This window comes from Albidovulum sediminicola, assembly GCF_025751575.1.
Classification (GTDB): domain Bacteria; phylum Pseudomonadota; class Alphaproteobacteria; order Rhodobacterales; family Rhodobacteraceae; genus Albidovulum; species Albidovulum sediminicola.
Genome location: NZ_JAOWLA010000002.1, coordinates 32,265 through 56,422, shown reverse-complemented (window position 1 = coordinate 56,422; position 24,158 = coordinate 32,265). Strand labels below are relative to the sequence as shown.

23 protein-coding genes are annotated in these 24,158 nt (G+C 67.9%); 10 read left to right on the top strand and 13 right to left on the bottom strand.

Annotation, left to right across the window (positions count from 1 at the left end; genetic code table 11):
* Nucleotides 1-79 precede the first annotated feature (79 nt).
* The 3 genes from OE647_RS02290 to OE647_RS02280 form a co-directional block, all read right to left on the bottom strand.
* Nucleotides 80-1,633 carry a trimethylamine methyltransferase family protein gene (locus tag OE647_RS02290; protein ID WP_263720018.1) on the bottom strand — a complete coding sequence of 518 codons (1,554 nt, stop codon included), beginning with the start codon at nucleotides 1,631-1,633 and terminating at the stop codon, nucleotides 80-82.
* A 90-nt stretch (nucleotides 1,634-1,723) separates the two neighbouring features.
* A complete protein-coding gene (locus OE647_RS02285; RefSeq protein WP_263720017.1) occupies nucleotides 1,724-2,440 on the bottom strand; it encodes an HAD family hydrolase in 717 nt (238 codons plus the stop codon).
* 60 nt (nucleotides 2,441-2,500) lie between these two features.
* Nucleotides 2,501-2,782: a DUF3572 domain-containing protein gene (locus tag OE647_RS02280; protein ID WP_263720309.1), complete on the bottom strand. Its 282-nt coding sequence runs from the start codon at nucleotides 2,780-2,782 to the stop codon at nucleotides 2,501-2,503.
* Nucleotides 2,783-2,880: 98 nt separating this feature from the next.
* Here OE647_RS02280 and OE647_RS02275 point away from each other — a divergent pair, with 98 nt between their 5' ends.
* Nucleotides 2,881-4,260, top strand: a complete 1,380-nt coding sequence (locus OE647_RS02275; protein WP_263720016.1) for a diguanylate cyclase — start codon at nucleotides 2,881-2,883, stop codon at nucleotides 4,258-4,260.
* Here the strand turns inward: OE647_RS02275 and OE647_RS02270 are convergent.
* The 4 genes from OE647_RS02270 to OE647_RS02255 all read right to left on the bottom strand — a co-directional run bounded on the left by OE647_RS02270 (nucleotide 4,257) and on the right by OE647_RS02255 (nucleotide 6,497).
* A complete protein-coding gene (locus tag OE647_RS02270) occupies nucleotides 4,257-4,742 on the bottom strand; it encodes a periplasmic heavy metal sensor (protein ID WP_263720015.1) in 486 nt (161 codons plus the stop codon). The two genes, OE647_RS02275 and OE647_RS02270, sit on opposite strands and share 4 nt — an antisense overlap.
* Nucleotides 4,739-5,107, bottom strand: coding sequence for a hypothetical protein (locus OE647_RS02265; RefSeq protein WP_263720014.1), 369 nt, complete (start codon nucleotides 5,105-5,107; stop codon nucleotides 4,739-4,741). The genes OE647_RS02270 and OE647_RS02265 overlap by 4 nt, the downstream gene beginning before the upstream one ends.
* A gap of 1 nt (nucleotide 5,108) precedes the next feature.
* Entirely contained in the window at nucleotides 5,109-5,711 is a 603-nt protein-coding gene (locus tag OE647_RS02260) for an RNA polymerase sigma factor (RefSeq protein WP_263720013.1), read from the bottom strand.
* 75 nt (nucleotides 5,712-5,786) lie between these two features.
* On the bottom strand, nucleotides 5,787-6,497 hold the full coding sequence (locus OE647_RS02255; RefSeq protein ID WP_263720012.1) for an EF-hand domain-containing protein: 711 nt from the start codon (nucleotides 6,495-6,497) through the stop codon (nucleotides 5,787-5,789).
* A 184-nt stretch (nucleotides 6,498-6,681) separates the two neighbouring features.
* On the opposite strand from OE647_RS02255, the gene OE647_RS02250 reads away from it, so the two are divergent.
* Together OE647_RS02250 and OE647_RS02245 are read left to right on the top strand one after the other, a co-directional pair.
* Nucleotides 6,682-7,071, top strand: a complete 390-nt coding sequence (locus OE647_RS02250; RefSeq protein ID WP_263720010.1) for a DUF983 domain-containing protein — start codon at nucleotides 6,682-6,684, stop codon at nucleotides 7,069-7,071.
* Nucleotides 7,064-7,762 carry an NUDIX hydrolase gene (locus OE647_RS02245; protein ID WP_263720009.1) on the top strand — a complete coding sequence of 233 codons (699 nt, stop codon included), beginning with the start codon at nucleotides 7,064-7,066 and terminating at the stop codon, nucleotides 7,760-7,762. Before OE647_RS02250 ends, OE647_RS02245 begins: the two co-directional genes overlap by 8 nt.
* On the opposite strand, the gene OE647_RS02240 is transcribed toward OE647_RS02245, so the two are convergent.
* The 3 genes from OE647_RS02240 to OE647_RS02230 are packed head-to-tail and all read right to left on the bottom strand — an operon-like array spanning nucleotide 7,759 to nucleotide 9,821.
* A complete protein-coding gene (locus OE647_RS02240; protein WP_263720008.1) occupies nucleotides 7,759-8,652 on the bottom strand; it encodes a DMT family transporter in 894 nt (297 codons plus the stop codon). The genes OE647_RS02245 and OE647_RS02240 overlap by 4 nt on opposite strands.
* A 52-nt stretch (nucleotides 8,653-8,704) precedes the next feature.
* Nucleotides 8,705-9,601 carry a fatty acid desaturase gene (locus OE647_RS02235; RefSeq protein WP_263720007.1) on the bottom strand — a complete coding sequence of 299 codons (897 nt, stop codon included), beginning with the start codon at nucleotides 9,599-9,601 and terminating at the stop codon, nucleotides 8,705-8,707.
* Nucleotides 9,594-9,821 (bottom strand): DUF2061 domain-containing protein, encoded by a 228-nt coding sequence (locus OE647_RS02230; RefSeq protein WP_263720006.1) that lies wholly within the window; start codon nucleotides 9,819-9,821, stop codon nucleotides 9,594-9,596. The genes OE647_RS02235 and OE647_RS02230 overlap by 8 nt, the downstream gene beginning before the upstream one ends.
* Nucleotides 9,822-9,920: 99 nt before the next feature.
* On the opposite strand from OE647_RS02230, the gene OE647_RS02225 reads away from it, so the two are divergent.
* A complete protein-coding gene (locus OE647_RS02225; protein ID WP_263720005.1) occupies nucleotides 9,921-10,817 on the top strand; it encodes a helix-turn-helix domain-containing protein in 897 nt (298 codons plus the stop codon).
* Here OE647_RS02225 and OE647_RS02220 read toward each other — a convergent pair.
* The gene (locus OE647_RS02220) at nucleotides 10,774-11,295 is read right to left on the bottom strand and encodes a lipocalin/fatty acid-binding family protein (RefSeq protein ID WP_263720004.1); all 522 of its coding nucleotides are present in this window, start codon (nucleotides 11,293-11,295) and stop codon (nucleotides 10,774-10,776) included. The genes OE647_RS02225 and OE647_RS02220 overlap by 44 nt on opposite strands.
* A 105-nt stretch (nucleotides 11,296-11,400) precedes the next feature.
* Between OE647_RS02220 and OE647_RS02215 the strand changes: the two genes are divergently transcribed.
* Nucleotides 11,401-12,378 carry a GlxA family transcriptional regulator gene (locus OE647_RS02215; RefSeq protein ID WP_263720003.1) on the top strand — a complete coding sequence of 326 codons (978 nt, stop codon included), beginning with the start codon at nucleotides 11,401-11,403 and terminating at the stop codon, nucleotides 12,376-12,378.
* On the opposite strand, the gene OE647_RS02210 is transcribed toward OE647_RS02215, so the two are convergent.
* A complete protein-coding gene (locus OE647_RS02210) occupies nucleotides 12,372-13,415 on the bottom strand; it encodes an aldo/keto reductase (protein ID WP_263720002.1) in 1,044 nt (347 codons plus the stop codon). The genes OE647_RS02215 and OE647_RS02210 overlap by 7 nt on opposite strands.
* A 183-nt stretch (nucleotides 13,416-13,598) precedes the next feature.
* Here OE647_RS02210 and OE647_RS02205 point away from each other — a divergent pair, with 183 nt between their 5' ends.
* The 3 genes from OE647_RS02205 to OE647_RS02195 are packed head-to-tail and all read left to right on the top strand — an operon-like array spanning nucleotide 13,599 to nucleotide 18,660.
* Nucleotides 13,599-17,018, top strand: a complete 3,420-nt coding sequence (locus OE647_RS02205; protein WP_263720001.1) for a coiled-coil domain-containing protein — start codon at nucleotides 13,599-13,601, stop codon at nucleotides 17,016-17,018.
* Nucleotides 17,019-17,033: 15 nt separating this feature from the next.
* Nucleotides 17,034-17,402, top strand: a complete 369-nt coding sequence (locus tag OE647_RS02200; protein WP_263720000.1) for a hypothetical protein — start codon at nucleotides 17,034-17,036, stop codon at nucleotides 17,400-17,402.
* Nucleotides 17,403-17,415: 13 nt separating this feature from the next.
* Nucleotides 17,416-18,660, top strand: coding sequence for a hypothetical protein (locus tag OE647_RS02195; protein WP_263719998.1), 1,245 nt, complete (start codon nucleotides 17,416-17,418; stop codon nucleotides 18,658-18,660).
* A gap of 224 nt (nucleotides 18,661-18,884) precedes the next feature.
* On the opposite strand, the gene OE647_RS02190 is transcribed toward OE647_RS02195, so the two are convergent.
* Complete coding sequence (locus OE647_RS02190) at nucleotides 18,885-20,546, bottom strand: NAD+ synthase (protein ID WP_263719997.1); 1,662 nt, start codon at nucleotides 20,544-20,546, stop codon at nucleotides 18,885-18,887.
* A 213-nt stretch (nucleotides 20,547-20,759) separates the two neighbouring features.
* Here OE647_RS02190 and OE647_RS02185 point away from each other — a divergent pair, with 213 nt between their 5' ends.
* Nucleotides 20,760-22,244, top strand: coding sequence for an MORN repeat-containing protein (locus OE647_RS02185; protein WP_263719996.1), 1,485 nt, complete (start codon nucleotides 20,760-20,762; stop codon nucleotides 22,242-22,244).
* Between the two features lie 238 nt (nucleotides 22,245-22,482).
* The gene (locus OE647_RS02180) at nucleotides 22,483-24,063 is read left to right on the top strand and encodes a 2-isopropylmalate synthase (RefSeq protein WP_263719994.1); all 1,581 of its coding nucleotides are present in this window, start codon (nucleotides 22,483-22,485) and stop codon (nucleotides 24,061-24,063) included.
* Nucleotides 24,064-24,158: the final 95 nt, after the last annotated feature.

Below are 24,158 nucleotides of genomic sequence, written 5' to 3'. Positions count from 1 at the left end.
CCGCCTTGTTAGGGCAAGACTAGGGTATGGCGGGTTAAGAAAAGGCAAAGGCGGCCCCGAAGGCCGCCCCAACCCCGGCTTAGAAGTCCGTGGGCGCGCCGCCTTCCGCCTTGCGCCGGTCGACGAAGGCGCAAAGCTCTTCGCGGATCGCGGCGTCCATGGGGGGTGCCTCGAACTCCGCCATGATGGCGTGGAAGACGCGGTTCGCGCGTTCGGGCGTCCAGACGGCGCCGTCGATCTGCCAGGCCTCGAAGTTGCGCCAGTCGCTGACGAAGGGCTGGTAGAAGGCGGTTGTGTAGCGGTCCTGCGTATGCTGGCAGCCGAAGTAGTGGCCGTCCGGCCCGACCTCGGCGATGGTGTCGATGGCGATGTCTTCGGGCCCGGCCGACCAGACCTCCGGCTCCATGTAGCGCTGGATCATCTGCAGGACCTCGCAGTCCATGATGAACTTCTCGGGGCTGGCGATCAGCCCGCCCTCAAGCCAGCCCGCCGCGTGGTAGACGAGGTTCGTCCCCGACTGCACCGCTGCCCAAAGGCTGTTGGAGGTTTCCCACATCGCCTGCCCGTCCGGGACGTTCGCGGCGCAAACGCCCGAGGACCGAAGCGGCAGCCCGTAGAAGCGGGCCATCTGCCCGGTCATCTGCGTGGCGCGCATGTATTCCGGCGTTCCGAACGCGGGCGCGCCCGACTTCATGTCGACGTTGGAGGTGAAGGTGCCGATCATCACCGGCGCGCCGGGCGCGACGTACTGGATCAGCACGATCGCGGCCAGGGCCTCAGCGATGGAGAGCGTGACCGCCCCCGCCATCGTCACCGGCGCCATCGCGCCCGCCAGCGTGAACGGCGTCACGATCACAGCCTGCCCGGCCCGCGCCAGCCTGAGCGCGCCGTCGATCATCGGGAAGTCATGCTTGAGCGGCGAGACGGAGTTGATGTTGGTGAACATCCGGGGCTTGGCGCGGAACTCCTCAGGGCTGAGGCCGCCAGCGATGCGCACCATCTCCATCGCGTCCTCGACCCGCTCCTTGCCGAGGCTGTAGGCATGGCAGACCTTGTCGGTCAGCGTCAGCTTCTCGAACAGGCAATCGAGGTGACGGACCGCGGGGTGAACGTCGATCGGCTCCACCGGGTAGCCGCCCGCGAAGTGGATGCAGTTGAAATACTGCGTGAGCTTGATGAAGTCGCGGAAGCCGTCCATGAAGCCCGAGACCTTGCCGCGCTCCATATCCCAGTAGTTCGGCGGCGAGGAGACATTGCCGAACAGAATATGCTTGCCACCCATCGGCAGCACCCTGTCGGGGTTGCGCGGGGTTATCGTGAATTCGGCGGGGGCGCGGCGGACCATCTCCATGACGAAGTCTTCGTCCATGCGGACGGTCTGGCCCTCGACCTTGCAGCCCGCCTGGGCGAAGATCTCCAACGCCTCGTCGTTGAGGAAGCGGATCCCGATGTCCTTGAGGATGCGCATCGCACCCTTGTGGATCGCCTCGACGCCCTCGGGCCCCATCGGCTCGATCGGGCGGTCCGGGTTGACGGGGATGCGCCAGGGCATCTGCGTGATGGCATGGTCGCCAGCCCGCCGCGCGTTGCCCGTTCGCCCGCCTGCCCGCTTGCGTTTCAGTTCGTCGGCCATCGAAGATCTCCCCGGTCTTTTCCGAAGATTTGAGGGGGAGAGCCCCGACCTTCGCCACCTTTCGCGACAAAGAATGTCGTATTTGCCGCTTCAGCGCACCTCGGCGGCCTCATGGACGCTGGCGACCCAGTCGGGAAGATGGCCGATATGGGGAAGGACCACATCAGCATGAGGCGCCAGCTCCGCCGCCAGGGCGATTCCGGTCAGCACGCCAACGGTGCGCATGCCCGCCGCGCGGCCCGCGACCAGGTCGTGGACACTGTCGCCCACCATCGCGACCTCGGCGGGGTCAAGGCCGCCGCTCGCCGCGAATGCCAGAAGCGGACCCGGCGCGGGCTTGGCGCCATGGCCGCTGTCGAACCCCGCGACGAAGTCGAAGAACTGGCGCACGCCGGCCTGGCGCAGATGCGCCTCCGCCGGCGCGGCGAAATCGTTGGTCGCAAGGCCAACGTAAAGGCCCGCGCCCTTCAGCGCTGCGAAAAGCGGCGGCAGATCGGTCGCCGCCACCAGCGCCGTTTCCGTGGCAAGGCTCGACATGCGCGCGACCAGGGCAGCGCGCTCCACCCCCGGCAGGTGCGGGATCATCCGGTCCGCGATCTCCTCCGGCGTGTGGGCGATCACATAGCTGTCGGGCGCGAAATCACCGCTGGCGAGGTCATAGCCGATCACCCGGCCCACGGCGGCGGCGCGCGCGTCCTCGCCTTGCGTCAGTTCAAGCAGCAGCGCGCGCGTCCAGGCGCCCCAGGTCGCCCGAAAATCGAAAAGCGTCCCGTCCTTGTCAAAGACCAGTCCCCGGATGGCGCGCATCATTTCCCCCGCTTGAAGCGGCGCGACACTGGCGCATTCCCCGGCGGCTGGCAAGGGTTCTCAGCCCCACTCGGGGGCGGCCCCCGGAAGCGCCTGGCGCGCCCGGCGCAGGCTTTGATAGCCAAGGCCAGCCCCGTCGCAGCAGGCGATCACCCAGGCGTCGTCCATCAGCAGGAAATCGAGGACCGAGGCCAGAACCTCCGGCTCCGCCGCGCGTCCGAGAAGATCGGCGGGTCTCAGGCCCGACGCGCCGAGGAAGACCGGCAAAAGCTCATCATTGCCCGCGATCCAGCCCAGCGCGTGCAGGGCCACGGTCTCGGCGGCCTCACCGTCATGCAGAATTTTGCTCAAATTTGCCTCAACCTCGCAAGGCTTTGTTAACCAAAGCCGGAGCAGGATGACCCCATGGCGAAATCATGTAAAGCGGATAGGCGGGTTCCATGGCCGGACGCATCCTGATCGTGGACGACATCGCGACGAACCGGATCGTGCTGAACTTCAAGCTGACGGCCGCGCTTTACGAGACGGCCCAGGCCACCAGCGCCGCCGAGGCTATCGCCAAGGCGAGGGACCTGCGCCCCGACCTGATCATCGTGAATGTCGAATTGCGGGATATCAACGGGATAGAGCTTTGCCGGCGGCTCAGGTCGGATCACCTGACGCGCGACATTCCAATCGTCATGACTTCCGCGCGCCGCGACCCGGACCGCAAGATCCAAGCGCTCAGGGCAGGCGCGGCAGAGGTGTTCTGGAAACCGCTGGACGATTCGCTGTTCCTGGCGCGGCTCAGATCGTTGCTTCGCGCCCGGGAACGGGAAAAGGAACTGGGCGTTCCCGCAGCCTATGCGCCCCCATCGGGATTTGCCGAAGACATCGCCGGATACGAAGGACCCGGCCATGTCGCGATCGTGGGCTCTCAGATCGACTGGGCGCACCGGCTGATGCGCGACCTCGTGCAGTCGACGGCCGACCGCCTCTGCGTTTTGCACGACGATGCAGCGCTCAGCCTGTCTGAGGCCAGCCCCGCCCCCGATGTCTTCCTGGTGCTCGCCGATGGCGGCCGTCCCGACAAGACGCTGCGCCTGCTCTCGGAGCTGCGGTCGCGCCCGCTCACCCGAAATTCGGCGACCTGTGTGCTGGTGCCCGAACGAGCCGCGACGCTGGGTGCCATCGCGCTCGACCTTGGGGCGAACGACGTGATCGAGGACATGGCGGAGATCTCCGAACTGGTGTTGCGCCTGTCCCGCCAGTTGCAGTGCAAACGCCGCGCAGACCGCCAGCGCAGTTCGCTTGCCGACGAGCTCCGCATGGCGGTGACGGACCCGCTGACGGGCCTGCACAACCGCCGCTACGCGCTGCGTGAGATCCAGCGCATCGACGAACTGACGCGGCTATCGGGCCGGGCCTACGCGGTGATGATGCTGGACGTGGACTGGTTCAAGACGATCAACGACAGCTTCGGCCATGCGGCCGGGGACGCCGTCCTGGTGCAGATGGCCGATCGTTTGCGGGCCAATTTGCGCCCGGGCGACCTGGTTGCACGGCTTGGGGGGGAGGAGTTCGTGATCGCGACAGCCGACACGTCCCTGCGCGCCGCGCAGGCGCTCGCCGAACGCATTCGCCACGCGATCGAGGAGACACCCTTCGTTCTGGCCGACGGCATGCCCATCGGCGTCACGCTGTCGGTCGGGCTGACCATGGGCGGCGGCGACACCGCCCCCTCATCGGTCAGTGCGCTGCTGGAGGCAGCGGACCAGGCGCTTTTCCGCTCGAAATCCGAGGGGCGCAACCTGGTGAGCGTCTCGCGATCGGCCGCCTAGCGGCGCGGCTCGTCGTGCTCGTCCTCCAGCGCCTCTTCCAGCCGGTCGGCATAGTGCATGCGCTCCGCCCTCGACATGGCCGCGATCCGTTCGAGAAAGAGCGCGCGCCCTTCTGCCAGGCGCTGCGCGGCGCGGCCCGTCTGCCGGTCAAGCACCGCGGCCGCAGCGGCAGGATCAAAGGGCTCAGCCCGCAGCGTGCCCAGGAAGGCCGCGAAGTCCTCGGACCGTTCGCGCCCGAGATCGCGAAGACCCGGCATCCGGTGGAACATCTCGGAGCGAAGGTGGCCCCGGTCCGCGCGCGGCAGCGCATCGAGGTAGGGCGCGAAAGCCGCCCTGTCGCCCCCCGGCCCGATACCCCGGTGATGGCGCAGCGCCACCCCCGCGATCAACCCGACCAGCGCCAGATTGAGCGCCAGCGAAAGGACGAGCGCGATCTTCACCGCCTTGCCCGGCGCGGCGGGGGTCTTTTCGCTTTCACTCATACGCCTTCCTCCGCAACGGTCAGGGACACGATGTCCGCCGGCCCGTAAAGCCAGCCTTCGCCTGAATTGTCATAGACATAGCCGGAAACCCCGCCGGTATCGGACAGGCCGAGCCAGAGCCCCGCAAGGCCCGCCGTCATCAGCCCGCCCAAGGCCGGCCAGCCCCCCAGCGTGCCGAAGATCGCGCGCCAGGGACCGGACCCGCGCTGGGCTGCGGGCGCGTGCTTGGCCTCTGACGCGGGGCGGGGCAAGGGTTGCAGCGCCCGCCCCTCGGCCGCGATGCGGTCCAGAAGCGCGCGATCGGGCATCGGCGCCAGGGTGCGCGCGGCGGCGAAACAGGCCTCCAGATCCTTGTCCTTTTCCATCTCAGCCCTCCTCGTATCCCAATTCCTCGCGCCGCCCCGCCAGCGCCGCCGCGAGCGCCCGGCGCCCGCGCGCGGTCAGGCTTTCGACGGCTTCCACCCCGATTTCCATGATCTCGGCAATCTCGGGGTTGCCGAGGCCCTCCAGGTGGCGCAGCACGACGGCCTGGCGCTGGCGCTCCGGCAGGCGCAGGAGCGCGGCGTTGAGCGCCGCCGCCCGGTCTGCCTCCACCAGTTCGGCCAGCGCGCCGGGCCGGTCGTCGGCAACTTCCGGCGCGTCGTCCAGGGGTGCCGTGCGGCGGCGGCGCAAGCGGTCCGTCGCCAGGTTCGACGCCACCCGGTAAAGCCAGGTCGAGACCTTGGCCCCGCCCGACTGCCAGCCCGGCGCGGCACGCCAGAGCCTTAGCATCGCCTCCTGTGCGATATCCTCGGCCTCCGCCGCATCGCCGAGCATCCGCATCCCGATCCGGTAGGCCAAGGGCGCGAGGCGCTCGGTCAGGCCGCGCGCGGCCGCCGGATCGCCGGCGCCGTAGAGACGAAGTAGATCCTCGTCCGAGGCTCCCGCCCGGGTTCCCGCCGGTGCCGAGATGTCTTCGAGCGAACCCACGCTGCCCCGCCGCCTTCCGCTTCATGGCGCGCACCGGTCGCCCCGGTGCGCGAACTGGTCCAAACGATGCCGGACTTATTCATCCATACCGGGGCGGCCCCAGCCGAACCAGCCCCAGCCGTCGCCATCGCGACCACCCCATCCATGGCCACCCCAGTCGTCGCCATCCCAGCCCATCATGCCGCCGCGACCCATCATGCCATGTCCCATCATGCCGTGCCCCATCATGCCGTGACCGTCGTGGCCGTGGCCCCAACGCCCGCTGCGGCCCTCGCGCATTTCGGCCATCCGCCCGCGGGCGGCATCGAACTCTTCCTGGCTTACCGCGCCGTCACCATCGGCATCGGCCCGCTGGAACAGACGTGAAGGCATCGGGGGGGCCAGAAGCTCCTCTGCGCTGAGCGCGCCGTCGCCGTCGGCGTCCTGGGCCGCCACGCGGGCTTTTGCCATCTCCTCGATCCGCTCGGCCATGCGAGCAGACATGTGGGCGGCCAGTTCGTCCGCAGTGATCTTGCCGTCGCCATCGGCATCCACGCCCGCGACATGGGCCTGCCGGAAGGCGAGGAGCTCAGCCTCCGTGACCTTGCCGTCGCCGTCGGCGTCGAGGGTGGCGAAGTCAGGCATCATGCCGCCCGGCCCCATTCCAAAACCTTGCCCCATACCCATTCCCTGGCCCATCCCCTGGCCCATGCCGCGCCCCATGCCCGGCGTGTCCGCCCCGACCAAGCCGGCCGACAGGACCGCAGTGCCTAGGGTCAAGGCCGCCAGAATTGTCTTCGTTTTCATCGTCATCTCCTGTGTTTGACGCATCGGCGCTTCCGGCGCCTTCATGTCATCTAACGGCGCAGGGCGGGGTTTCCGTCGCCCGCCGCCGCGACATTCCATCGCAACGGCCCATCGCGCCGGTACCGCGCTTCCAAATTCGGGCCGCAAATGCTACATGAGGCCGCGCGACAGGACATGAGACGACATGAACGATCCCCAGGAAACCGACCGCCCGATGAAGAATGCCATGCTGCGCGGATGGCGCCGCCGCTGCCCGTCCTGCGGGTCGGGTCCGATGCTTTCGGGCTACCTGAAGGTGCGCGACAATTGCCCCGTCTGCGGCGAGGAACTTCATCACCACCGCGCCGACGATGGCCCCGCCTACCTGACGATCCTGATCGTCGGCCATCTCATGGCGCCGATGCTGATGTGGGCCTTCGTGAAGTTCCAGCCCGACCCCTGGATTCTGACCACCGTCTTTTCGGTCGGCTGCGTGACGCTGTCGCTCTATCTGCTGCCACGGCTCAAGGGCGTGCTTGTCGCGATCCAGTGGGCCAAGCGCATGCACGGTTTCGGCCTTGCCGCCAATGGCTGAGGGCAAACCCGCCATCGACAAGAGCGCGGTCCGCAACGCCGCCACGGTGATCCTGTGGCGCGACGGGGCCGAGGGGCCGTCGGTCCTGATGGGGCAACGCGGCGCCGGCGCGGCCTTCATGCCGTCGAAATACGTCTTTCCAGGTGGTGCCCTTGACGCGGGCGACGCGGGCGTGCCGCTCGCGCGGCCGCTGCCCGCCCCCTGCCTCGCGCGGCTCGACGAACGTTCGGCACCCGGCCTGGGCGGAGCGCTTGCCGCCTGCGCAGTCCGCGAACTGTGGGAGGAGACCGGCCTCGTGATCGGCGCCCCCGGCGCCTGGCCCGGTGCGGTGCCGGACGACTGGGCGGGCTTCGCCGCGACCGGGCGCCTGCCCGATGCCGCGCCGTTCTCCTTCGTCTTCCGTGCCATCACCCCGCCCGGCCGCCCCCGGCGCTTCGATGCGCGCTTCTTTCTGGCCCGTGCCGACGATGTCGCGGGCGACCCGGACGATTTCTCGCAGGCCTCAGACGAGCTTTCGCACCTGCACTGGGTCCCCATCGCGGAGGCACGGCGGCTGAACCTTCCTTTCATCACCGAGGTCGTGCTGGCCGAGGTGGGCGCGCTTCTGGCGCGCGGGGGACGTTCGCAAAGCGTTCCGTTCTTTGACAACTCGGGCGAGCGTCCGATGTTCCGGCGCCTTGGCCTCGGCTAACCGAGCGCGAAGACGATCAGCATCAGCGACCCCACGACCAGCGCGATGCCCAAGGCTTCGCGCAGCCGCAACCTTTCGCGGAAAAAGAACGCGGAGGCCAGAAGCGTGAACACGATCTCCACCTGACCGACCGCGCGGACATAGGCCGCGTTCTGGAGGGAGAAGGCCGCGAACCAGCCCAGCGATCCCAGAACCCCCGTCAAGCCCACCAGCGCGGTGCGCCGCCAGCGCGCCAGCACCCGCCCCAGTTCGCCCGGCTCGCGCCAGGCCAGCCAGGCCGACATCGCGACGCTTTGCGCCACCGTCGCCGCGGCAAGCGCCAGGATCGCGCGGGGGAAGAACCCGAGTGGCAGCAACTCCAACGTCGCGCCCCGGTAGCCAACGGCCGAGATCCCGAAGAGCCCGCCCGCCAGGATCCCGTAAAGCGCAGGCCGGCCGAAGAAGCGCGCGCCCGCCTCAGGGTTGCGCGACAGGAACAGCACCCCGACCAGCCCGACGCCGATCGCGCCCCAGCCGAAGGCGCTGACGGGCTCACCCAGCACCACCGCCGAAAACAGCGCCACCTGAACCGTTTCCGTCTTGGTGAAGGCGACGCCGACGGCGAAGTTCCGCAGCGCGAAAAGCGCGACCGTCAGGAAGGTCGCGACGATCTGCGCCGCCCCGCCCAGCAGGACGAACCCCCAGAACCGCGCCGAGGGCAGCGGCAACGCCTGGTCCGTCGCGGCAAGGGTCGCGGCCGCGATCGCGCAGGCAATGGGGGCTGCGAACAGGAACCGGGCGAAGGTTGCCCCGCCAGTCGACAGGCCCGCGCCGCGCAGCAGCTTCTGCAACACGAAGCGCAGCGTCTGCATCGCCGCCGCCGCGAGGGTGAAAAATACCCAAGTCTCCATTCCGCGTCCTCCACGCCGCGCTTTCTGTCACGCGGCGCGGACGGGGGGAAGATCACTTCTGCCGCATCATCGGATGCGGAACCGGGTCCTTGGCCTTGAGGAGATGGCTCCGGAAGATCTGGGCGTAGGAGGCGTAGTAGTAACTGTCGTTGCGCTTCAGGTAGGCCTCACGGCCCTCACGGAAAAGTTGCGGCAGCCGATACCAGGCGACGTTCGGCCGGGTGTGGTGGACGCAGTGGAGGTTGTTGTTGAGGAAGAGGAAGGGAAGAAGGCCGCCCCGCTCCACAATCACGCTGCGCCCGCGCGCCAGTTCGTGGGCGCGATGTTCCAGAAAGGTACGGATCTTCAGGATGGCGAGGCCCGCATAGGCCGCCGGCAGGTAGATCGCCCAGGGAAACCCTGTGTACCCGAGCCAGAGCGCCACAAGGACAAGCCCTGCGACGTGCAGCGCCCAGTCGCGTGCGATGGCCCTGTCGCCCGCAAGGATCGCGCGCATGTCGCTCCCGATAAAGCTCAAGACGCCCATCGCCGGTCCGACCAGCATCCGCCCCGCCAGCGTGTTGTTGATGCGCAAGAGCCGCTGGCGCCAGCGCGGCAGCGCGGCCCAGACCGCAGGATCGAGGAAGTTCGACTCCGGATCGTCATAGGGGTCGGTCAGCCGCTCGTCCCGGTGATGTTCCAGGTGCAGGTCGCGGAACCGGCCATAGGGATAGGCGAGGCCGAGCGGCAGGAACATCAGCGCCTCGTTCAGCAGGCGGCTCCGGAACGGGTGGCCGTGCAGAACCTCATGCTGAAGCGAGGAATGCAGCACGAGCGACAGCACCAGCACCGCAAAGGCAAGCGGCATCCACAGATCCGCGAGGACGGTCGTGGCCAGGCCCCAGGACAGATACACCGCGCCGATCAGCGCAAGCGTCGGCCATTCGACCTCGCGATTGCGCTCAGCCATGGCGGACACCCCCTTGGCCGACCGTCCGCCCCCAGGACACCCGCGCCCAGCAACGCTCGTACAGCACATAGGACACGAAGCCGATCGCGGTGTTGATCGCCGCCAGCGCGCCCCCGACCGCGATCGAGCCGGTCATCGCCAACCCCACCAAGGCCATTGAGGCAAGACCTATGAGATTCCAGAGGATTGCCTTCGTCAGGGTGCGTCTTCGGGTTTCCATTCCACCGTCCTTCTTTTCCCCTGTGCTAAGCGGAAGGCGCGATTTTTCGTATTCTGAAAATGATTAACATTTGTCATCAAATGTGATTTTATTAACGACATGAGGAATAAAGTAGACAAGCGGGACCGCGCCGGCCTGTTTCGCGAACGTCTGGCGCAGGCGATGGCCGACAAGGGCGAGAGCCAAAGCGGTCTGGCGCGCAAGGTGGGGGTCGATCGCTCGACCATTTCCCAGCTTCTGGGCGGTGAGGGCGCGCGGCTTCCCAATGCGCAGGTCGTGGCGGAATGCGCGCGCGCCCTGGCGATTTCGGCGGACTGGCTGCTGGGATTGAGTGACCGGCCGGAACCGCTGGCGAACCTGCTCGCGACCTCGCTGACCCTGACGGAGGCGCCGCGCGCCCTGATCGACGAGGCGATCTTTGCCTGGCACCAAGAGGCGGCGGGCTTCAAGGTCCGCCATGTGCCCGCGACGCTGCCCGACATGCTCAAGACGCGCGAGATGCTGCGCTGGGAATACGAACCCCAGCTTGGCCGCAGTGCCGAACAGGCCATCGGCGCGAGCGAGGATCGACTGGGCTGGATGCGTTCGGCCCAGTCCGACTATGAAATCGCCCTGCCCCGGCACGAGCTTTTCGCCTTTGCGCGGGCGGAGGGCTACTACAGCGGCCTTCCCGCCGCGATCCGGCTGGAACAGATCGACCGGCTCGCGCAGCTTTACGATCAGCTTTACCCCCGGCTGCGGATCTACGTCTTCGACGCCCGGCGGGTGTTCTCGGCCCCGGTCACGGTCTTCGGCCCGCTGCTGGCGGTGATTTACCTTGGCCGCCACTACGTCGCCTTCCGCGACAGCCAACGGGTTGCCGCGATCTCTCAGCACTTCGACTGGCTGGTGCGCGAGGCCGACACGGGCGCGCGGGAATTTCCGGGGTGCCTAAAGGAATTACGCGCGATCGTTACGGCGTCGTCCGAACCAGGCGCGACAGGTCATAGCCGTTGAAGGCCAGCACATCGCGCGCGGCCTGCATCAGGTCACCGCGCGGGCCGGGATCACGCGACAGGATGCGGCCGAAACGGCCGTCGGGCGTTCCGATCACCGCGACCCGGTCCCCGCCATCGACCCAAAGCAGCCAGAGCGATTCCACCCCCGCAGGCCCGCGCCGGCTGAACCGGCCCGGCCCCGAGGGCATCGCGACGGTATCGAGCGCCACGGGCGCGCCATTGCGGCAGCCCTGCCCCGTCACCGCCAGCGCGCCGCCTGTCCGTGGGGTCCAGGCCTCGGCCAACGGGCCGCAGGCAGCCTCGCCCCCGAAGGCGGCCGCGAGGTGCCAGGTGCCCGCCATCCGGGCGGGATCGAACAGCGCCAGCGAGGCGATCATCACGTCGGGGTCGCGCAGGGGCCGCGCGCCGCCATCACAACCGGCCAGAACGGCCAAGCCAAGAAGCGCCGCCAGCCCCCGTCGTCCGGTTATCCGCATGGCCGCTCCCCCTTCCGCCGCATCGGCGCAGTCTCTTCACGCCGGGGGAAAAAGCGCAAGGGGGGGCTTGCGCGGCAGCGCATTTGCACAATACGAAATCGCTTGATGAAACACGCAACGATCTTTGCCCCGGAACCCGGCCCGCTTTCGGTCGGCATCCTGCTGATGGAGGAGACGAACGCGCTTGGCCTCGCCTCGGTTGTCGATCCCATGCGGGTGGCGAACCGGCGGTCGGGGCGCACCCTTTATAGCTGGCGCTACTACTCGGTGCGGGGCGGCCAGATCCGCCTGACCGCCGGAATGGAGGTGCCGACCGCCGCCTTGCCGGAGCGTCCGGACTGTGACCTGCTGGTCTTGGTGGCAAGCTTCCGATTGGCCGAACAGGCCACGCCCGCGCTTCTAACCGCGTTACGTCGGATCGCCCCACGGGTCCGGGCGATGGCGGCGGTCGATGGCGGCGCCTGGTTCTTCGCCCGCGCGGGGCTGCTCGATGGTGCGCGCGCAACGGTCCACTGGGAGGACCTGGAGGCCTTCGCCGACGCCTTTCCCGCCATCGATGTGCGCCGCGACCGGTATGTGATCTCGCGCGACCGCATCACGACGGGGGGCGCCGCGCCCAGCCTTGAGCTGATGCTGGACCTGATCCGCGCGCGACAGGGTGCCGAACTGGCGCTGACCGTTGCGGGAACGCTGCTGTACGAACCCGTTCACACCGCGGCCGCCCCCCAACGCACGATGTCGGCCGCCCGGATCGCCCGCGTTGATCCCGCCCTGGGCCGTGCCGTCGCGCTGATGGAGGCTGCAATCGAGGACCCGCCCCCCGTTGCCGAGATCGCGCGCCGGATCGGCCTTTCCGCCCGGCGGATGGAAATGCTGTTCCGCGCGCGTCTGGGAACCTCGCCCGGGCGCTTCTTCCTCGACCTGCGGCTGGAGGAGGCGCGGCGGATGGTCGCCGACACCCGCCTTCCGTTTCAGGAAATCGCGCTCAGGACCGGGTTTTCCGGCCAGGCGTCCTTCGCGCGCGCCTTCCGGGCCCGGTTCGGCGCGAGTGCCACGACGCTCCGCGCCGGGGGCGCTCAGTAGGGCAGCGGATGCGCCCGATGCGCGGCGGAGATGGCGTCCATCACGTCCTCGCGCAGCGCGATGTCGGCGGCGCCCAGCGCGATCTCAAGCTGCGGGAGGGTCGTTGCGCCAAAGATGGGCACGACCGGGAAAGGCCGCGTCAGCGTCCAGGCGATGGCCAGCTGCGCGGGGTCGAGACCGGCCTCGCCCGCGATCTTCAGATAAGCCGCGACCGCGCCCCAGACGCGGGGCGTGATGCGCCCGCCAAGCTCGGGGTTGAGCGACCGGCGCGAGCCCTCGGGGATCACGTCGCCTGCGTACTTGCCCGTCAGCAGGCCCGTCGCCAGCGGCGAAAACGCCAGAAGGGTCACGTCCTCGTTATGGCCGAGTTCCGCCAGGTCGGTGTCATACAGCCGACAGAGCAGCGAGTATTCGTTCTGAAGCGACACCGGCCGTGGCCCGAGCCCCTGATCGGCGAGCCTGAGCCATTGCGCCATGCCCCAGGCGGTCTCGTTCGACAGCCCCCAGTGGCCAATCTTGCCTTCGCGGACCAGTGCGCCGACCGTCTCCAGGCACTCGGCCATGTTGTCGAGCGTGGCGGCGCGGTCCTGCCCCGAGGGGTCATAGGTCCAGTGCTTGCGGAAGAAATAGCTGCCCCGGTTGGGCCAGTGGAACTGGTAAAGATCGATGTGATCGGTCCTGAGACGGCGCAGCGAACCCTCCAGCGCCTTGCGGATCGTGGGGCCGTCGATGATTTCGCCCGCCTCGCGGGCGGCGCCGCCCTCGCCCGCGATCTTGGTTGCGATCACCCAGTCGTCGCGCCGACCGCCCCGCGCGATCCAGTTGCCGATCACCTCCTCTGTCCGGCCGACCGTCTCGCGGCGGACCGGGTTCACCGGATACATCTCGGCCGTGTCCATGAAGTTCACGCCGCGTTCGCCCGCGCGGTCGATCTGGGCGTGGGCTTCGTCCTCGGGCGTCTGGTTTCCCCAGGTCATCGTTCCGAGGCACAGGACCGAAACCTCCGGCCCGTCGGCACCAAGTCGCGTCTTTCGCATCTGTTCCCCACCACCGCTGCAACCGCGCGACCTTGGCCCGGCCTCGTCCCATGGTCAAGCCGGGGATGGATCTGGCCCGGGTCAGCGCAATCGTCCGCGATGACGCGCAAGACGCTTGCCTGCGCGGACCCGGCCCTTACACTCACCCCGGCGAACGACATGCGGAAACCGGGGGCAGGCACGATGAGCGACAGCAGCGATCCGAACGGTGGCCGCCTTCCCGGCAAGGTCTACGCCTGGGTGTCGGAGTTCTTCTACTTCATGTCCTGGAGCATGACCGCCCTTGGCCCGGAGCCCGAGGAATTCTCGGCAGCGGAGGAGATGCTGAACACGCTCGACCCGCGGCCCGACGACATGACAGCCCCCGCCGGCGCCGCCGCGGCAGAGCGTGACGCCATCGACAAGGCCTTCGAATCGCTCGTGGATCAGTTGGCGGCGCATGGCTTCAACCCCGACCTGGGCAATGCGCCGGCAAAGGCCGCAGCGATCCGGCAAGCGGTGACACAGACCGCGGCCAAGGTGGTCGAGCGTGCCGGGGCTGCCGATGGATTGCGCGCGCGCCTGGCGCAGATCAGGCCGCCCGACGGGTGTCTGCCGGCGGAGGCGAAGGCCATTTCCGACCGCGCCACGGCGCTGACCGGGGCGCTGAACCCGCCGCATGAGGACAAGGTCCTGGCCGATACGGCGGCCCGCGCCGATACGCTGGACGCGGATCGCGCCAAGCTCGCCGAAGCGGTCACTGCACGCGCCGAGCGGGCGTTAAAACTGACGCAGGACCTCGACGGGGTGGCACTTTCCGATGAGGCCAACACGGCGGAGTCGGAGGAAATCGCCAAGGCCGTCGCGGCGGCGAAACTGTTGATCACCCTGCCCCACGACCCCGCCAAGCTTGACGAGGCTGACAAGGCCACCTCGGCGATCTCTGCCCGGATCGCCGCCATCAAGACCGCCATCACGGAGCGCGAGGCCGCGCGCAAGGCGCTGCGCGACCGGCTCGACGCGCTGAAATTCGCGGCCGGGGCCACGCCGCGCGAACTCGCAGGTTTCGCCAAGCGCCGCATCAAATGCCTCGCTGCGATCGCCAAGGCAAACGATGACGAGGCGCTTGCCGCCGTGACGGCAACCGTCGAAGGGATCGAGAAGGATGTGGCCGAAAATGCCGCCTTCGCCAAGGCGCGGGACGAGGGCCTGGCGGCGATCGACGCGGCCAAGGCGCTGCTGAAAGCCGAGGCCGGGGCGATCGAGCAAAGCTTCCAGGCGGCGATGACGGGCGCGATCTCTGCGGCGGTGGCCGCGCTTGGCAAGGCCACCAAGCCCGCCGATATCGATGCGCTTCGGGCAACGCTCGCGCAGGTGACCGGCAAGCTTGCCGCCGCCAAGGCCCATGCCGCGCATCGGCAGGACTGGCTGATCAAGACCGCGCTTTATGTCCAGACCAACCCCGCGGCCGCCACGGCACGCGATACCGCGATCGCGGCAGCCGAGGCGAAGGCGAAGACCGGCGATTATGCGGGCGCGACCTCCGCGCTCGACGGCTTCGCAACAGCGGCGGGCGTCAGCAAGGACGTCCTTGACGCGGCGGAGGCTTACAGGGTGCGGCTCTTGGCGTTCCAGTCCGCCAATGACGCCCTTTTGGCCGCCATCGCGAAATCGAAGATCCCCGGCGGCGATGACGTAAAACTGCAAGCCGATGCCGCGCGCGCCAAGGCCGGCGGGGGCGATTACGCCGGGGCCATCACCGCCCTCGACGCGGCCGAGGCGAACATCGCCGCTCTCTTCGCCTGTGTCGATCTGTGGCGCAAGCTGAACACCCTGATCACCAAGAACACACCCGCCAACGATCCGATCCGCAAGGCCGTGACGGACGCAGAGGCCGAAATGGTGGCCGGGAAATACGGCGATGCGCTGAGCGCGCTTAACGGGGCGCCGGGCGAGAGCAAGGACCTCGCCGCGGCCAAGGCAAGGCTCCAGCGGCTTTCGGGCGAGGCCGGAACGCTCGGCAGCGGGAACAATCCCCACAAGACCTGGGTCAAGGCGGCGATGCCAGCCTCAAACGCGCTGGTGGCGACGGCTGATTTCGTTGACCTGAACGGCAAGATGGACACCGCGCAGGGCCGTATCGCAAGCGTCCGCGCCTGGATGGACGCGGACGCGCCCGTCCGCGCGCTTCAGGCGCAACTGGACACCGACCCGCCCTCGCTGACCTTCCTTGATGCTGCCGACGCCAAGGCCGCTGCCAACGACTATCCCGCCGCCATCACCAAGCTGAACGAAGCGATGACGAAGCTGCGCAAGCTGGCAGACTTCCGCGCGCTCGACACCCAGGTGGAGCGGCTGGTGGCCGTGCAGACCGCCGGCAGCGACGGGCACAAGACGGCCAATGACGCGCTGACCCAGGCGCGCGCCAAGATGAACACCGAGGGCAAGCCGGATGAGGCCATCGCGGTGCTGGAGACGCTGCTGGAGAACCCGGGCCAGTCCGCGCTGGCCGCCATCGATACCGACTGGCGCAAGCGGCTTGCAGCGACCGCCGCGCGCCAGAAACGGGTAATCGCCTTGCTTTCGGGCGCAGCCGTCCCCGAGCCGGCGGCCGCACTGACCGCCAAGTTCGACGCCGCCCAGGCAAAGGGCGAAACGGACCACGCGATCGAGGAGGCGATAGCCCTTCTTGAGACCCATGACGCGACGCTGGCCAGGGCGCAGCCGATGGCGGCCCTTCGGCGGCAGGTCGTGAAACTCCAGGCTGCGATGGAGCGTGCCGAGGACGCCTTCCCCGGCAACCAGTCGAAGATCTACGCGGGCAAATCCAAGGCCGACATCGCCACGGACCTCGCGGCGGCCGACGCCGAGGCCAGGAAGCTCAACTTCGCGGGGGCCGGCGCGGGCTACAAGGCGCTGATCGAGGCCTGCAAGGCGTTTGCCGTCAAGACCGCATCGATTTACGAGCAGGCGGACGCGAAGGGCACCAACGCGGGGCATTCGCTTGACCGCCACGGCCCCAATGTCACCGACGAAGAGCTTCTGATCCGCCTCCAGACCGGACAGGCGCCGGACGGCAAGACCTCGTTCTGTTCGGCCTCGTCACGCTTCGATGACCCCGTCGCCTGGCTCGCCGCTCGGGAAATCGCGCTGGAAGAGGCGACCGCGCGGGGGATCGACCTTTCCAAGACCGATTACTCGGCCTCGGCCATCACCGAGGCCGATCTCAAGCATGAAACCGAGATCGACCATGGCGAGGCGATCGACCGCGCCTTCCGGGGCGAGAAGAAGAACACCGGCCTGCGCCCTGACGGCACGCTGGGCGAGTTGCAAAGCTATGAGACCTTCACGGAACTCAAGGGCATCACCAAGAGCAAGTCGCTGGTGCTCTTCGTGATCGATCCGCCGCCCGACGACCCCGACCCCTCGCGCCCCAAGACGCTGAAGGCCTTCAAGGAGCGGCTGAAGAAGGTCAACGACGCCCACAAGGCCCACAACGACGCCAACCCGCCGCCCGCGCCGCAGAAGCCCATTCACCCCGACAGGATGACCGGCCGTTGGGTGGTCATGCAGCATTTCCCGGTCGTGGAAGGCTGGGACCAGGAGACGGGCAGCTATGTCTGAGAAAAGGATCACGAAATGAAGGTCGAGCTGGCACCGATCCGCCACTATCTGCGCATGCTGACCGAAAGCCGTGTCGCCGCGCAGGGCGACCCGATGGAGAATGTCTCGGACATGGACGAGCCCATCGACGAGATGGCCGCTTCCGCGCAGGCGAATGGCGACGACGACCTGCTGCGTCTTGTCATCGACGCGCTTGCCGCCGATCCCGACGGGCGCCTCGACCCGTTCCGGGGCAGCTACTACGGCTGGTCGGACGCCGAACTGGTGGACCTTCTGGTCTATGCGCATGACCGCATCTGGCCCGATTACCTGCGCAGCCTGCCCGGCGACGAGGCAGAGATCGAGTTCGTCGAAACCCCGGCCGCCGTGCCGGGGCGCGGCTAGGAAGGAGGCCCCCATGGCCGATGACGGCGATCCAGTCTTCGACACCGATGGCATCCAGAAACTCTTCGCCAAGGCGAAATCCTCGGGCGAGACCTATTCCTTCGCCTTCGGGCTCGCCTCCAAGCCCAAGGAATGCGGCTTTGCCGTCCATTTGCGCAAGCCCGGCGCGGTGCTCAAGAAGGAGCTGAAGTCGTCGAGCAAGGCCATCCGCAAGGCCTGCTTCGGCACCTTCACACTTGACGGGGCGCTGGTGAAGCTGTCGAGCGAGAAACCCCTGAAGGGCATCGTCAAGCAGCTGAAGGTGCGCTTCCGCGAGGAGGGATTGCTGAAGTTCAAACCCATCCTCGTGGGGCCTGATGGCGCCGAGATCGACGAGGAGACGCTGCCCGACGACACGGGCGACGATGAGGACGATGACGCGTTGGACCAGGCCGAGGCGGTCGAAGCCGAGGCATCCCCCGATACGGACACGCTCAAGGCGCGGCTCGTGGCGGTCCGCGCCCGGATCGAGGCCCTGGACAAGGACCGCGCCGCCCCCCTCGTGGCCGCCTTCGCCAAGGCCGTAGGCCAGGTCCGCGACGGTGATACCGGAGCCGCCGCTCAAACGCTCGACCTCATCGCGCGCGCGCTTGATCGCCTAGCCCCACCGGCCGCCGCGCCCGCCGCAGCCCCCGCGGGCGGTGATGCGGCGGCCAAGATGACCCAGGCCCTGACCACGCTGGTTCCGCGCATTCGGGCCTTGGCGGCAGGACCCGCACAGCAGGCGCTGGCCGCCAGTGCCCGCGAGGCGCAGGCGCTGATCGCGGGCGGCGACGCCCCGGCGGCGGTCGCGGCCCTGAAGGCGCTGGCCGCCGAGATCGCCGCGGCCGAACGCGACAGCACCGCCCCAGCGACGGTCGAGATCTGGACCACGGCCAAGGAACAGGTGGACACCGGCATCGCCAAGCTCCAGTCGGCCCTGCGCGGCGCCGGACACCCCGACACCGACCGGATCGCGGAGTTCGGGCTCGCGGGCCTCAGCGGCGGCGGGGTGCAGACCGCGATGATGGCCGCACTCATGGACTACGACCGCGCAGCGCCGGCCGACCGCGCCAAGGCCGCCGGAAAGCTCCGCAAGGCCATTGGCGATTACCGCAGCTTCCTGAGTGGCAATCGCCTCGTCGAGCTTTGCGAGGGCAACCCCTTCGGCGTCGCGGTCGATATCCGCGGCCCATTCACCGCCGCGTTGGGGCAGATCGAGGACAGGCTTCCGGCCTGAGCCCAAGCCTACGCCTTGTGAGCGGCAGCAGCGACGACGCAAGGGGGCGCTGCCCCCTCTGCGGGCAGTTGCCCGCATTCACCCCTGGGGTATTTCGGGCAATAAAGAAGAGGCGGGATTTCTTCATTGCCCAAATACCCATGATCCCGAGCGCCGGCTGCCCCGGCAGCCGGTGCGAGAAATGGGCTTCGCGCGCCGGAACGGCGCGTGGCCGCTTGGCTGGCTCAGCTCTCGTCCCGCCAGCGGTTGACGATCGGATAGCGCCGGTCCAGCCAGAAGGCCTTCCGAGAAAGCCGCGCGCCGGGCGCGGACTGAAAGCGCTTGTATTCGCTGATATAGACGAGGTGCTCGACCTTTTTCACCATCGACCGATCGAAACCTTCAGCAACGATCTCGGCCACGGACATGTCGCCCTCGATCAGCCGCTCCAGTATCGCGTCCAAGACCGGATAGGGCGGCAGCGAATCCTCGTCCTTCTGGTCGGCGCGCAACTCGGCCGAGGGGGCCTTGTCGATCACGCGCTGGGGGATCACCGCACCTTCGGGTCCCAGCATCCAGGGCCGGTGGTTGGCGTTGCGCCAGCGGCAGGTCTCAAACACCCGCATCTTGTAAAGGTCCTTGATCGGGTTGTAGCCGCCCGCCATGTCGCCGTAGATCGTGGCATAGCCGACCGCCACCTCCGACTTGTTGCCGGTGGTCAGCAGCATCTCCCCGAACTTGTTCGAGATCGCCATCAGCAGGAGCCCCCGCAGGCGGGACTGCACGTTTTCCTCGGCGATACCGAAGGGCGTTCCGGAGAAGAGGGGTGCCAGCGCCTCGGTCACTGCGGCACGGGGGCCGCTGATGGGGACCGTGTCCAGGCGGCAACCCAGCGCATCGGCGACGCCCTTGGCATCCTCCAACGAATGGGCGGAGGTGAATTCGGACGGCAGCATCACGCAATGGACGTTCTCGGGGCCCAGCGCATCGGCCGCGATGGCGGCGACCAGCGTGCTGTCGATGCCGCCCGAAAGGCCAAGCACGACCTTTGAAAACCCGCTCTTGCGCATGTAGTCCGACAGTGACAGGACCATCGCGCGGTAATCCTGTTCCCATTCGTCGGGGTGTACGGCGCGCGTGCCGGTCTGCGCGCGCCAGCCTTCGGGGTGGCGGGTGAAATCGACATGCGCGATCGTTTCTTCCCAGACCGGAAGCTGCGCGGCGAGTTGGCCGCCGGGATTGATCACGAAGGACCCGCCATCGAACAGCTGGTCGTCCTGGCCGCCGACGAAGTTCAGGTAGACCATGGGCAGGCCCGTCTCGACCACCCGCGACACCATGAGGTTGACGCGCCGCTCGAACTTTCCTCGGTAGTAGGGGGAGCCGTTCGGAACCAGCAGGATCTCCGCCCCTGTTTCCTCCAGCGTCTCGCAGACATCGGGGAACCAGGCGTCCTCGCAAATCGGCGTGCCGATCCTGAGCGGCCCGATCCGGTAGGGACCCGAGACAGGGCCCGATTCGAAGAGCCGTTTTTCGTCGAAGACGCTGTAGTTCGGCAGGTGGTGCTTGAGGATCCGGGCGGTAATGCGCCCGTCCTCGCAGACATACCAGGCGTTGAAGAGCCGCCCCTCCGCGTCAAGCCAGGGTCCGCCGATGCCAAGCGCGGGGCCGTCGGCGCAGTCGCGGGCCAGATCCTCGACCGCCTGCATGGCGTGGCGCGTGAAGGCGTTCTTCTTCACCAGGTCCTGCGTCTGGTAGCCGGTGATGAACATCTCCGGCAGCGCCAAAAGGTCGGCGCCCGCATCCTTGGCCGCCTGCCATGCGGCACGGGCCTGGGCTGCGTTATCGGCAATCGCCCCCACGGTCGGGTTGAGTTGCGCGAGCGTCAGGCGGAATCTGTCGGACATGCGGCATCCCCATAGGTTTGCCATCTCTTAGCAGACTTGCGCGCAAGCGAAAGCGGCAAGGGTGCGTGCGCGGGGGCGCGTATGCGGGGGTCTGCGCGGCGGCGGTGGACGCGCGCGGGGGCGCTTGCCACCGCCCGCCCCGTTCAATAGGTTTTTAGGCAAGCATCGGCGCGGGGTCTCTCCTTGCGGCGGTGGTGGCAGCAAGGGGGCATCATGGCGACCACGGGCAAGGCGATTTACGGTGTGGCACTGGCGCTTGCCTGTGCCCTTGGCAGCGGATCGGCCCTCGCGCAGGACGTCGTCGCCAAGCAGTACGAGGACGGCGGCATTTACGAGGGCACGTTCAAGGACGGCAAGCAGCATGGCCGGGGGACCTACCGGCTGCCCAACGGCTACGAATATTCCGGCGACTGGGTCGAGGGCGAGATTCTCGGCCAAGGCGTCGCGCGCTATCCCAACGGGTCGGTCTACGAAGGCGCCTTCGTGAAGGGCAAGCCGCAGGGCAAGGGCAAGATCACCTTCGCCGATGGCGGCACCTACGAGGGTGACTGGGTCGAGGGCGAGATCGAGGGCCAGGGCGTCGCCCACTACGCCAACGGCGTGACCTATACCGGCGGCTTCACCAAGGCGCTACACAACGGGACCGGCCGGATGGAAAGCCCCGGCGGCTACGCCTACGAGGGCGACTGGGTCATGGGCGTCAAGGAGGGCAAGGGCAAGATCACCTATCCCGACGGCGCGGTCTACGAAGGTGACATGCTGCGCGGCCAGCGCGCGGGTCAAGGCCGGCTGACGACAGCCGACGGGCTGATCTACGAGGGGGCCTGGAAAGAGGGCCAGATCAACGGCGCGGGCAAGCTGACCCAACCCAACGGCGATGTCTACGAAGGGCAGCTGGCCAACGGCAAGCGCAGCGGCGCGGGCAAGGTCACCTATGCCAATGGCGATGTCTACGAGGGCGACTTCGCCGAGGACCAGCGCCAGGGCAAGGGAACCTTCCGGGGCCACGACGGCTATACCTACGAAGGCGACTGGGCCAATGGCCAGATCGAGGGGACGGGCAAGGCCAACTACCCCGACGGTTCGGTCTACGAGGGGCAGTTCAAGGCCGACAAGGCCGATGGCACGGGCAAGATCACCTATGCCGACGGCGCGACCTACGAGGGCGCGTGGAAGGCCGGCGTGATCGAGGGTCAGGGCAAGGCCGTCTACGCCAACGGGCTCGTCTACGAGGGCGGGTTCAAGAACGGCAAGAACCACGGGAAGGGCAAGATGACCTATCCCGACGGCTATTCCTACGATGGTGACTGGAAGGACGGCACCCGCGAAGGCCAGGGCGTCGCGGTCTACACCGACGGCACGGTCTATACCGGCGGCTTCGTCGCGGGCAAGCGCGAGGGCGGCGGCGACATCGTCATGACCGACGGCTTCCGCTACTCGGGCGAGTGGAAGGCAGGAGAGATCGACGGCCAGGGCGTCGCTACCTATCCCAACGGCGATGTCTACGAAGGCACCTTCCGCAAGGGCCGGCGCCAGGGCCAGGGCACGCTGCGCTACGCCAGCGGCGAGGTCGCGACCGGCACTTGGGACGGCGACACGCTGACCGCCACCGACGGCGCGCCCGAGGCCACGGAGGCCCCTGCTGAAGGGGACGCGGCGACCGAAACCGCGCCCGCCGAGGGCGCCTCAGGCAACTGACGGGCGGGGCGAAAAGCCCCAGTCCCGTTCATTTTTCGCTTTTCCTTTCGGCGGCGCTCCGTATAGTCGCGCGCATGACACGGAACCGGCACATCCTTTCGACCCCCCGCGCCCTCGGCGCGGCGCGCCGCCGTGGCCTTCTTCTCCTTAGCTGCCTCTGAGCGTGCCTTCCGGCGCGACCGCTCAGAGGTGACCAGCGCCAGAACCCGACGCTAAGGACAAAGACGAGAGACATGCCATGACCGACAAGACCAAAGCCCCCGGTGCCGCCGCACAGGACCGCGTGCTGATTTTCGATACCACGCTGCGTGACGGCGAACAGTCGCCCGGCGCGACCATGACCCAAGACGAGAAGCTCGAGATCGCCGAGATGCTCGACGAGATGGGCGTGGACATCATCGAGGCGGGCTTCCCCATCGCCTCCGAAGGCGACTTTGAGGCGGTGTCGGACATCGCCCGTCAGGCGAAGAATTCGGTCATCTGCGGGCTCGCGCGGGCCAACTTCAAGGACATCGACCGCTGCTGGGAAGCAGTGCGCCACGCCAAGCACCCTCGCATCCACACCTTCATCGGCACCTCGCCGCTGCATCGCGCGATCCCGAACCTGGACATGGACCAGATGGCCGAGCGCATCCATGAGACCGTGACCCATGCGCGCAATCTCTGCGACAACGTGCAGTGGTCACCCATGGATGCCACACGAACCGAACACGACTACCTCTGCCGCGTGGTGGAGATCGCGATCAAGGCGGGCGCCACGACGATCAACATCCCCGACACCGTGGGCTACACCGCGCCGCGCGAAAGCGCCGACCTGATCCGCATGCTGCTGGAACGGGTGCCCGGTGCGGACACGATCACCTTCGCAACGCATTGCCACAACGACCTGGGCATGGCGACGGCCAATGCGCTCGCCGCTGTCGAGGCCGGCGCGCGCCAGATCGAATGCACCATCAACGGTCTGGGCGAACGCGCGGGCAACACCGCGCTCGAAGAGGTCGTGATGGCGCTGAAGGTGCGCAACGACATCATGCCCTACCGTACCGCCATCGACACTACGAAGATCATGGGCATCTCGCGCCGCGTGGCGGCCGTGTCGGGCTTCCCGGTGCAGTTCAACAAGGCCATCGTCGGCAAGAACGCCTTTGCCCATGAAAGCGGAATCCATCAGGACGGAATGCTCAAGAACGCCCAGACGTTCGAGATCATGCGTCCTGAGGATATCGGGCTGTCGGCCACCAACCTGGTGATGGGCAAGCATTCGGGCCGCGCGGCGCTGCGCGCCAAGCTGAAGGAACTGGGCTACGACCTGGCCGACAACCAGCTCAACGACGTGTTCGTGCGCTTCAAGGCGCTCGCCGACCGCAAGAAGGAGGTCTATGACGACGACCTCGTCGCGCTGATGACCGACACCGCGTCGGAGGCCGCGGGCGACCACCTGCAAGTCAAGTTCCTGCGTGTGATCTGCGGGACCGAGGCGCCGCAATCTGCCGACCTGATCCTGACCATCGACGGTATCGACCGGCAGGTGACGGCGCAGGGGGACGGGCCCGTGGACGCGACCTTCAACGCGGTCAAGAAGCTCTTCCCGCATCACGCGCGCCTCGCCCTCTACCAGGTCCATGCCGTGACCGAGGGGACCGACGCGCAGGCCACCGTCTCCGTCCGCCTGGAAGAGGACGGAAAGATCGTGACCGGCCAGTCCTCGGACACCGACACGGTGGTGGCAAGCGCCAAGGCCTATGTCAGCGCGCTCAACAACCTGATCGTTCGACGGGCGAAGACCAAGCCCGAAGAGGACGTGAAGTCGGCTTCGTGAAAGTTTCCGGGGCAGGTTCGCCGCCTGCCCCGGAAAATGTTCGAAAAGTGCAGTCCGGCGATTTCTCGCCGGACCTCACCCGATAGCCCCCTTCC

What these genes read in the sequence shown, in the direction of transcription:
- OE647_RS02240 (WP_263720008.1), bottom strand. Translation starts at nt 8,652, where the DNA reads ATGGAGACTTGGGTATTTTTCACCCTCGCGGCGGCGGCGATGCAGACG.
- OE647_RS02290 (WP_263720018.1), bottom strand. Translation starts at nt 1,633, where the DNA reads ATGGCCGACGAACTGAAACGCAAGCGGGCAGGCGGGCGAACGGGCAAC.
- OE647_RS02195 (WP_263719998.1), top strand. Translation starts at nt 17,416, where the DNA reads ATGGCCGATGACGGCGATCCAGTCTTCGACACCGATGGCATCCAGAAA.
- OE647_RS02245 (WP_263720009.1), top strand. Translation starts at nt 7,064, where the DNA reads ATGGCTGAGGGCAAACCCGCCATCGACAAGAGCGCGGTCCGCAACGCC.
- OE647_RS02225 (WP_263720005.1), top strand. Translation starts at nt 9,921, where the DNA reads ATGAGGAATAAAGTAGACAAGCGGGACCGCGCCGGCCTGTTTCGCGAA.
- OE647_RS02185 (WP_263719996.1), top strand. Translation starts at nt 20,760, where the DNA reads ATGGCGACCACGGGCAAGGCGATTTACGGTGTGGCACTGGCGCTTGCC.
- OE647_RS02210 (WP_263720002.1), bottom strand. Translation starts at nt 13,415, where the DNA reads ATGCGAAAGACGCGACTTGGTGCCGACGGGCCGGAGGTTTCGGTCCTG.
- OE647_RS02275 (WP_263720016.1), top strand. Translation starts at nt 2,881, where the DNA reads ATGGCCGGACGCATCCTGATCGTGGACGACATCGCGACGAACCGGATC.
- OE647_RS02250 (WP_263720010.1), top strand. Translation starts at nt 6,682, where the DNA reads ATGAACGATCCCCAGGAAACCGACCGCCCGATGAAGAATGCCATGCTG.
- OE647_RS02215 (WP_263720003.1), top strand. Translation starts at nt 11,401, where the DNA reads ATGAAACACGCAACGATCTTTGCCCCGGAACCCGGCCCGCTTTCGGTC.
- OE647_RS02270 (WP_263720015.1), bottom strand. Translation starts at nt 4,742, where the DNA reads ATGAGTGAAAGCGAAAAGACCCCCGCCGCGCCGGGCAAGGCGGTGAAG.
- OE647_RS02230 (WP_263720006.1), bottom strand. Translation starts at nt 9,821, where the DNA reads ATGGAAACCCGAAGACGCACCCTGACGAAGGCAATCCTCTGGAATCTC.
- OE647_RS02265 (WP_263720014.1), bottom strand. Translation starts at nt 5,107, where the DNA reads ATGGAAAAGGACAAGGATCTGGAGGCCTGTTTCGCCGCCGCGCGCACC.
- OE647_RS02235 (WP_263720007.1), bottom strand. Translation starts at nt 9,601, where the DNA reads ATGGCTGAGCGCAATCGCGAGGTCGAATGGCCGACGCTTGCGCTGATC.
- OE647_RS02220 (WP_263720004.1), bottom strand. Translation starts at nt 11,295, where the DNA reads ATGCGGATAACCGGACGACGGGGGCTGGCGGCGCTTCTTGGCTTGGCC.
- OE647_RS02255 (WP_263720012.1), bottom strand. Translation starts at nt 6,497, where the DNA reads ATGAAAACGAAGACAATTCTGGCGGCCTTGACCCTAGGCACTGCGGTC.
- OE647_RS02285 (WP_263720017.1), bottom strand. Translation starts at nt 2,440, where the DNA reads ATGCGCGCCATCCGGGGACTGGTCTTTGACAAGGACGGGACGCTTTTC.
- OE647_RS02205 (WP_263720001.1), top strand. Translation starts at nt 13,599, where the DNA reads ATGAGCGACAGCAGCGATCCGAACGGTGGCCGCCTTCCCGGCAAGGTC.
- OE647_RS02190 (WP_263719997.1), bottom strand. Translation starts at nt 20,546, where the DNA reads ATGTCCGACAGATTCCGCCTGACGCTCGCGCAACTCAACCCGACCGTG.
- OE647_RS02200 (WP_263720000.1), top strand. Translation starts at nt 17,034, where the DNA reads ATGAAGGTCGAGCTGGCACCGATCCGCCACTATCTGCGCATGCTGACC.
- OE647_RS02180 (WP_263719994.1), top strand. Translation starts at nt 22,483, where the DNA reads ATGACCGACAAGACCAAAGCCCCCGGTGCCGCCGCACAGGACCGCGTG.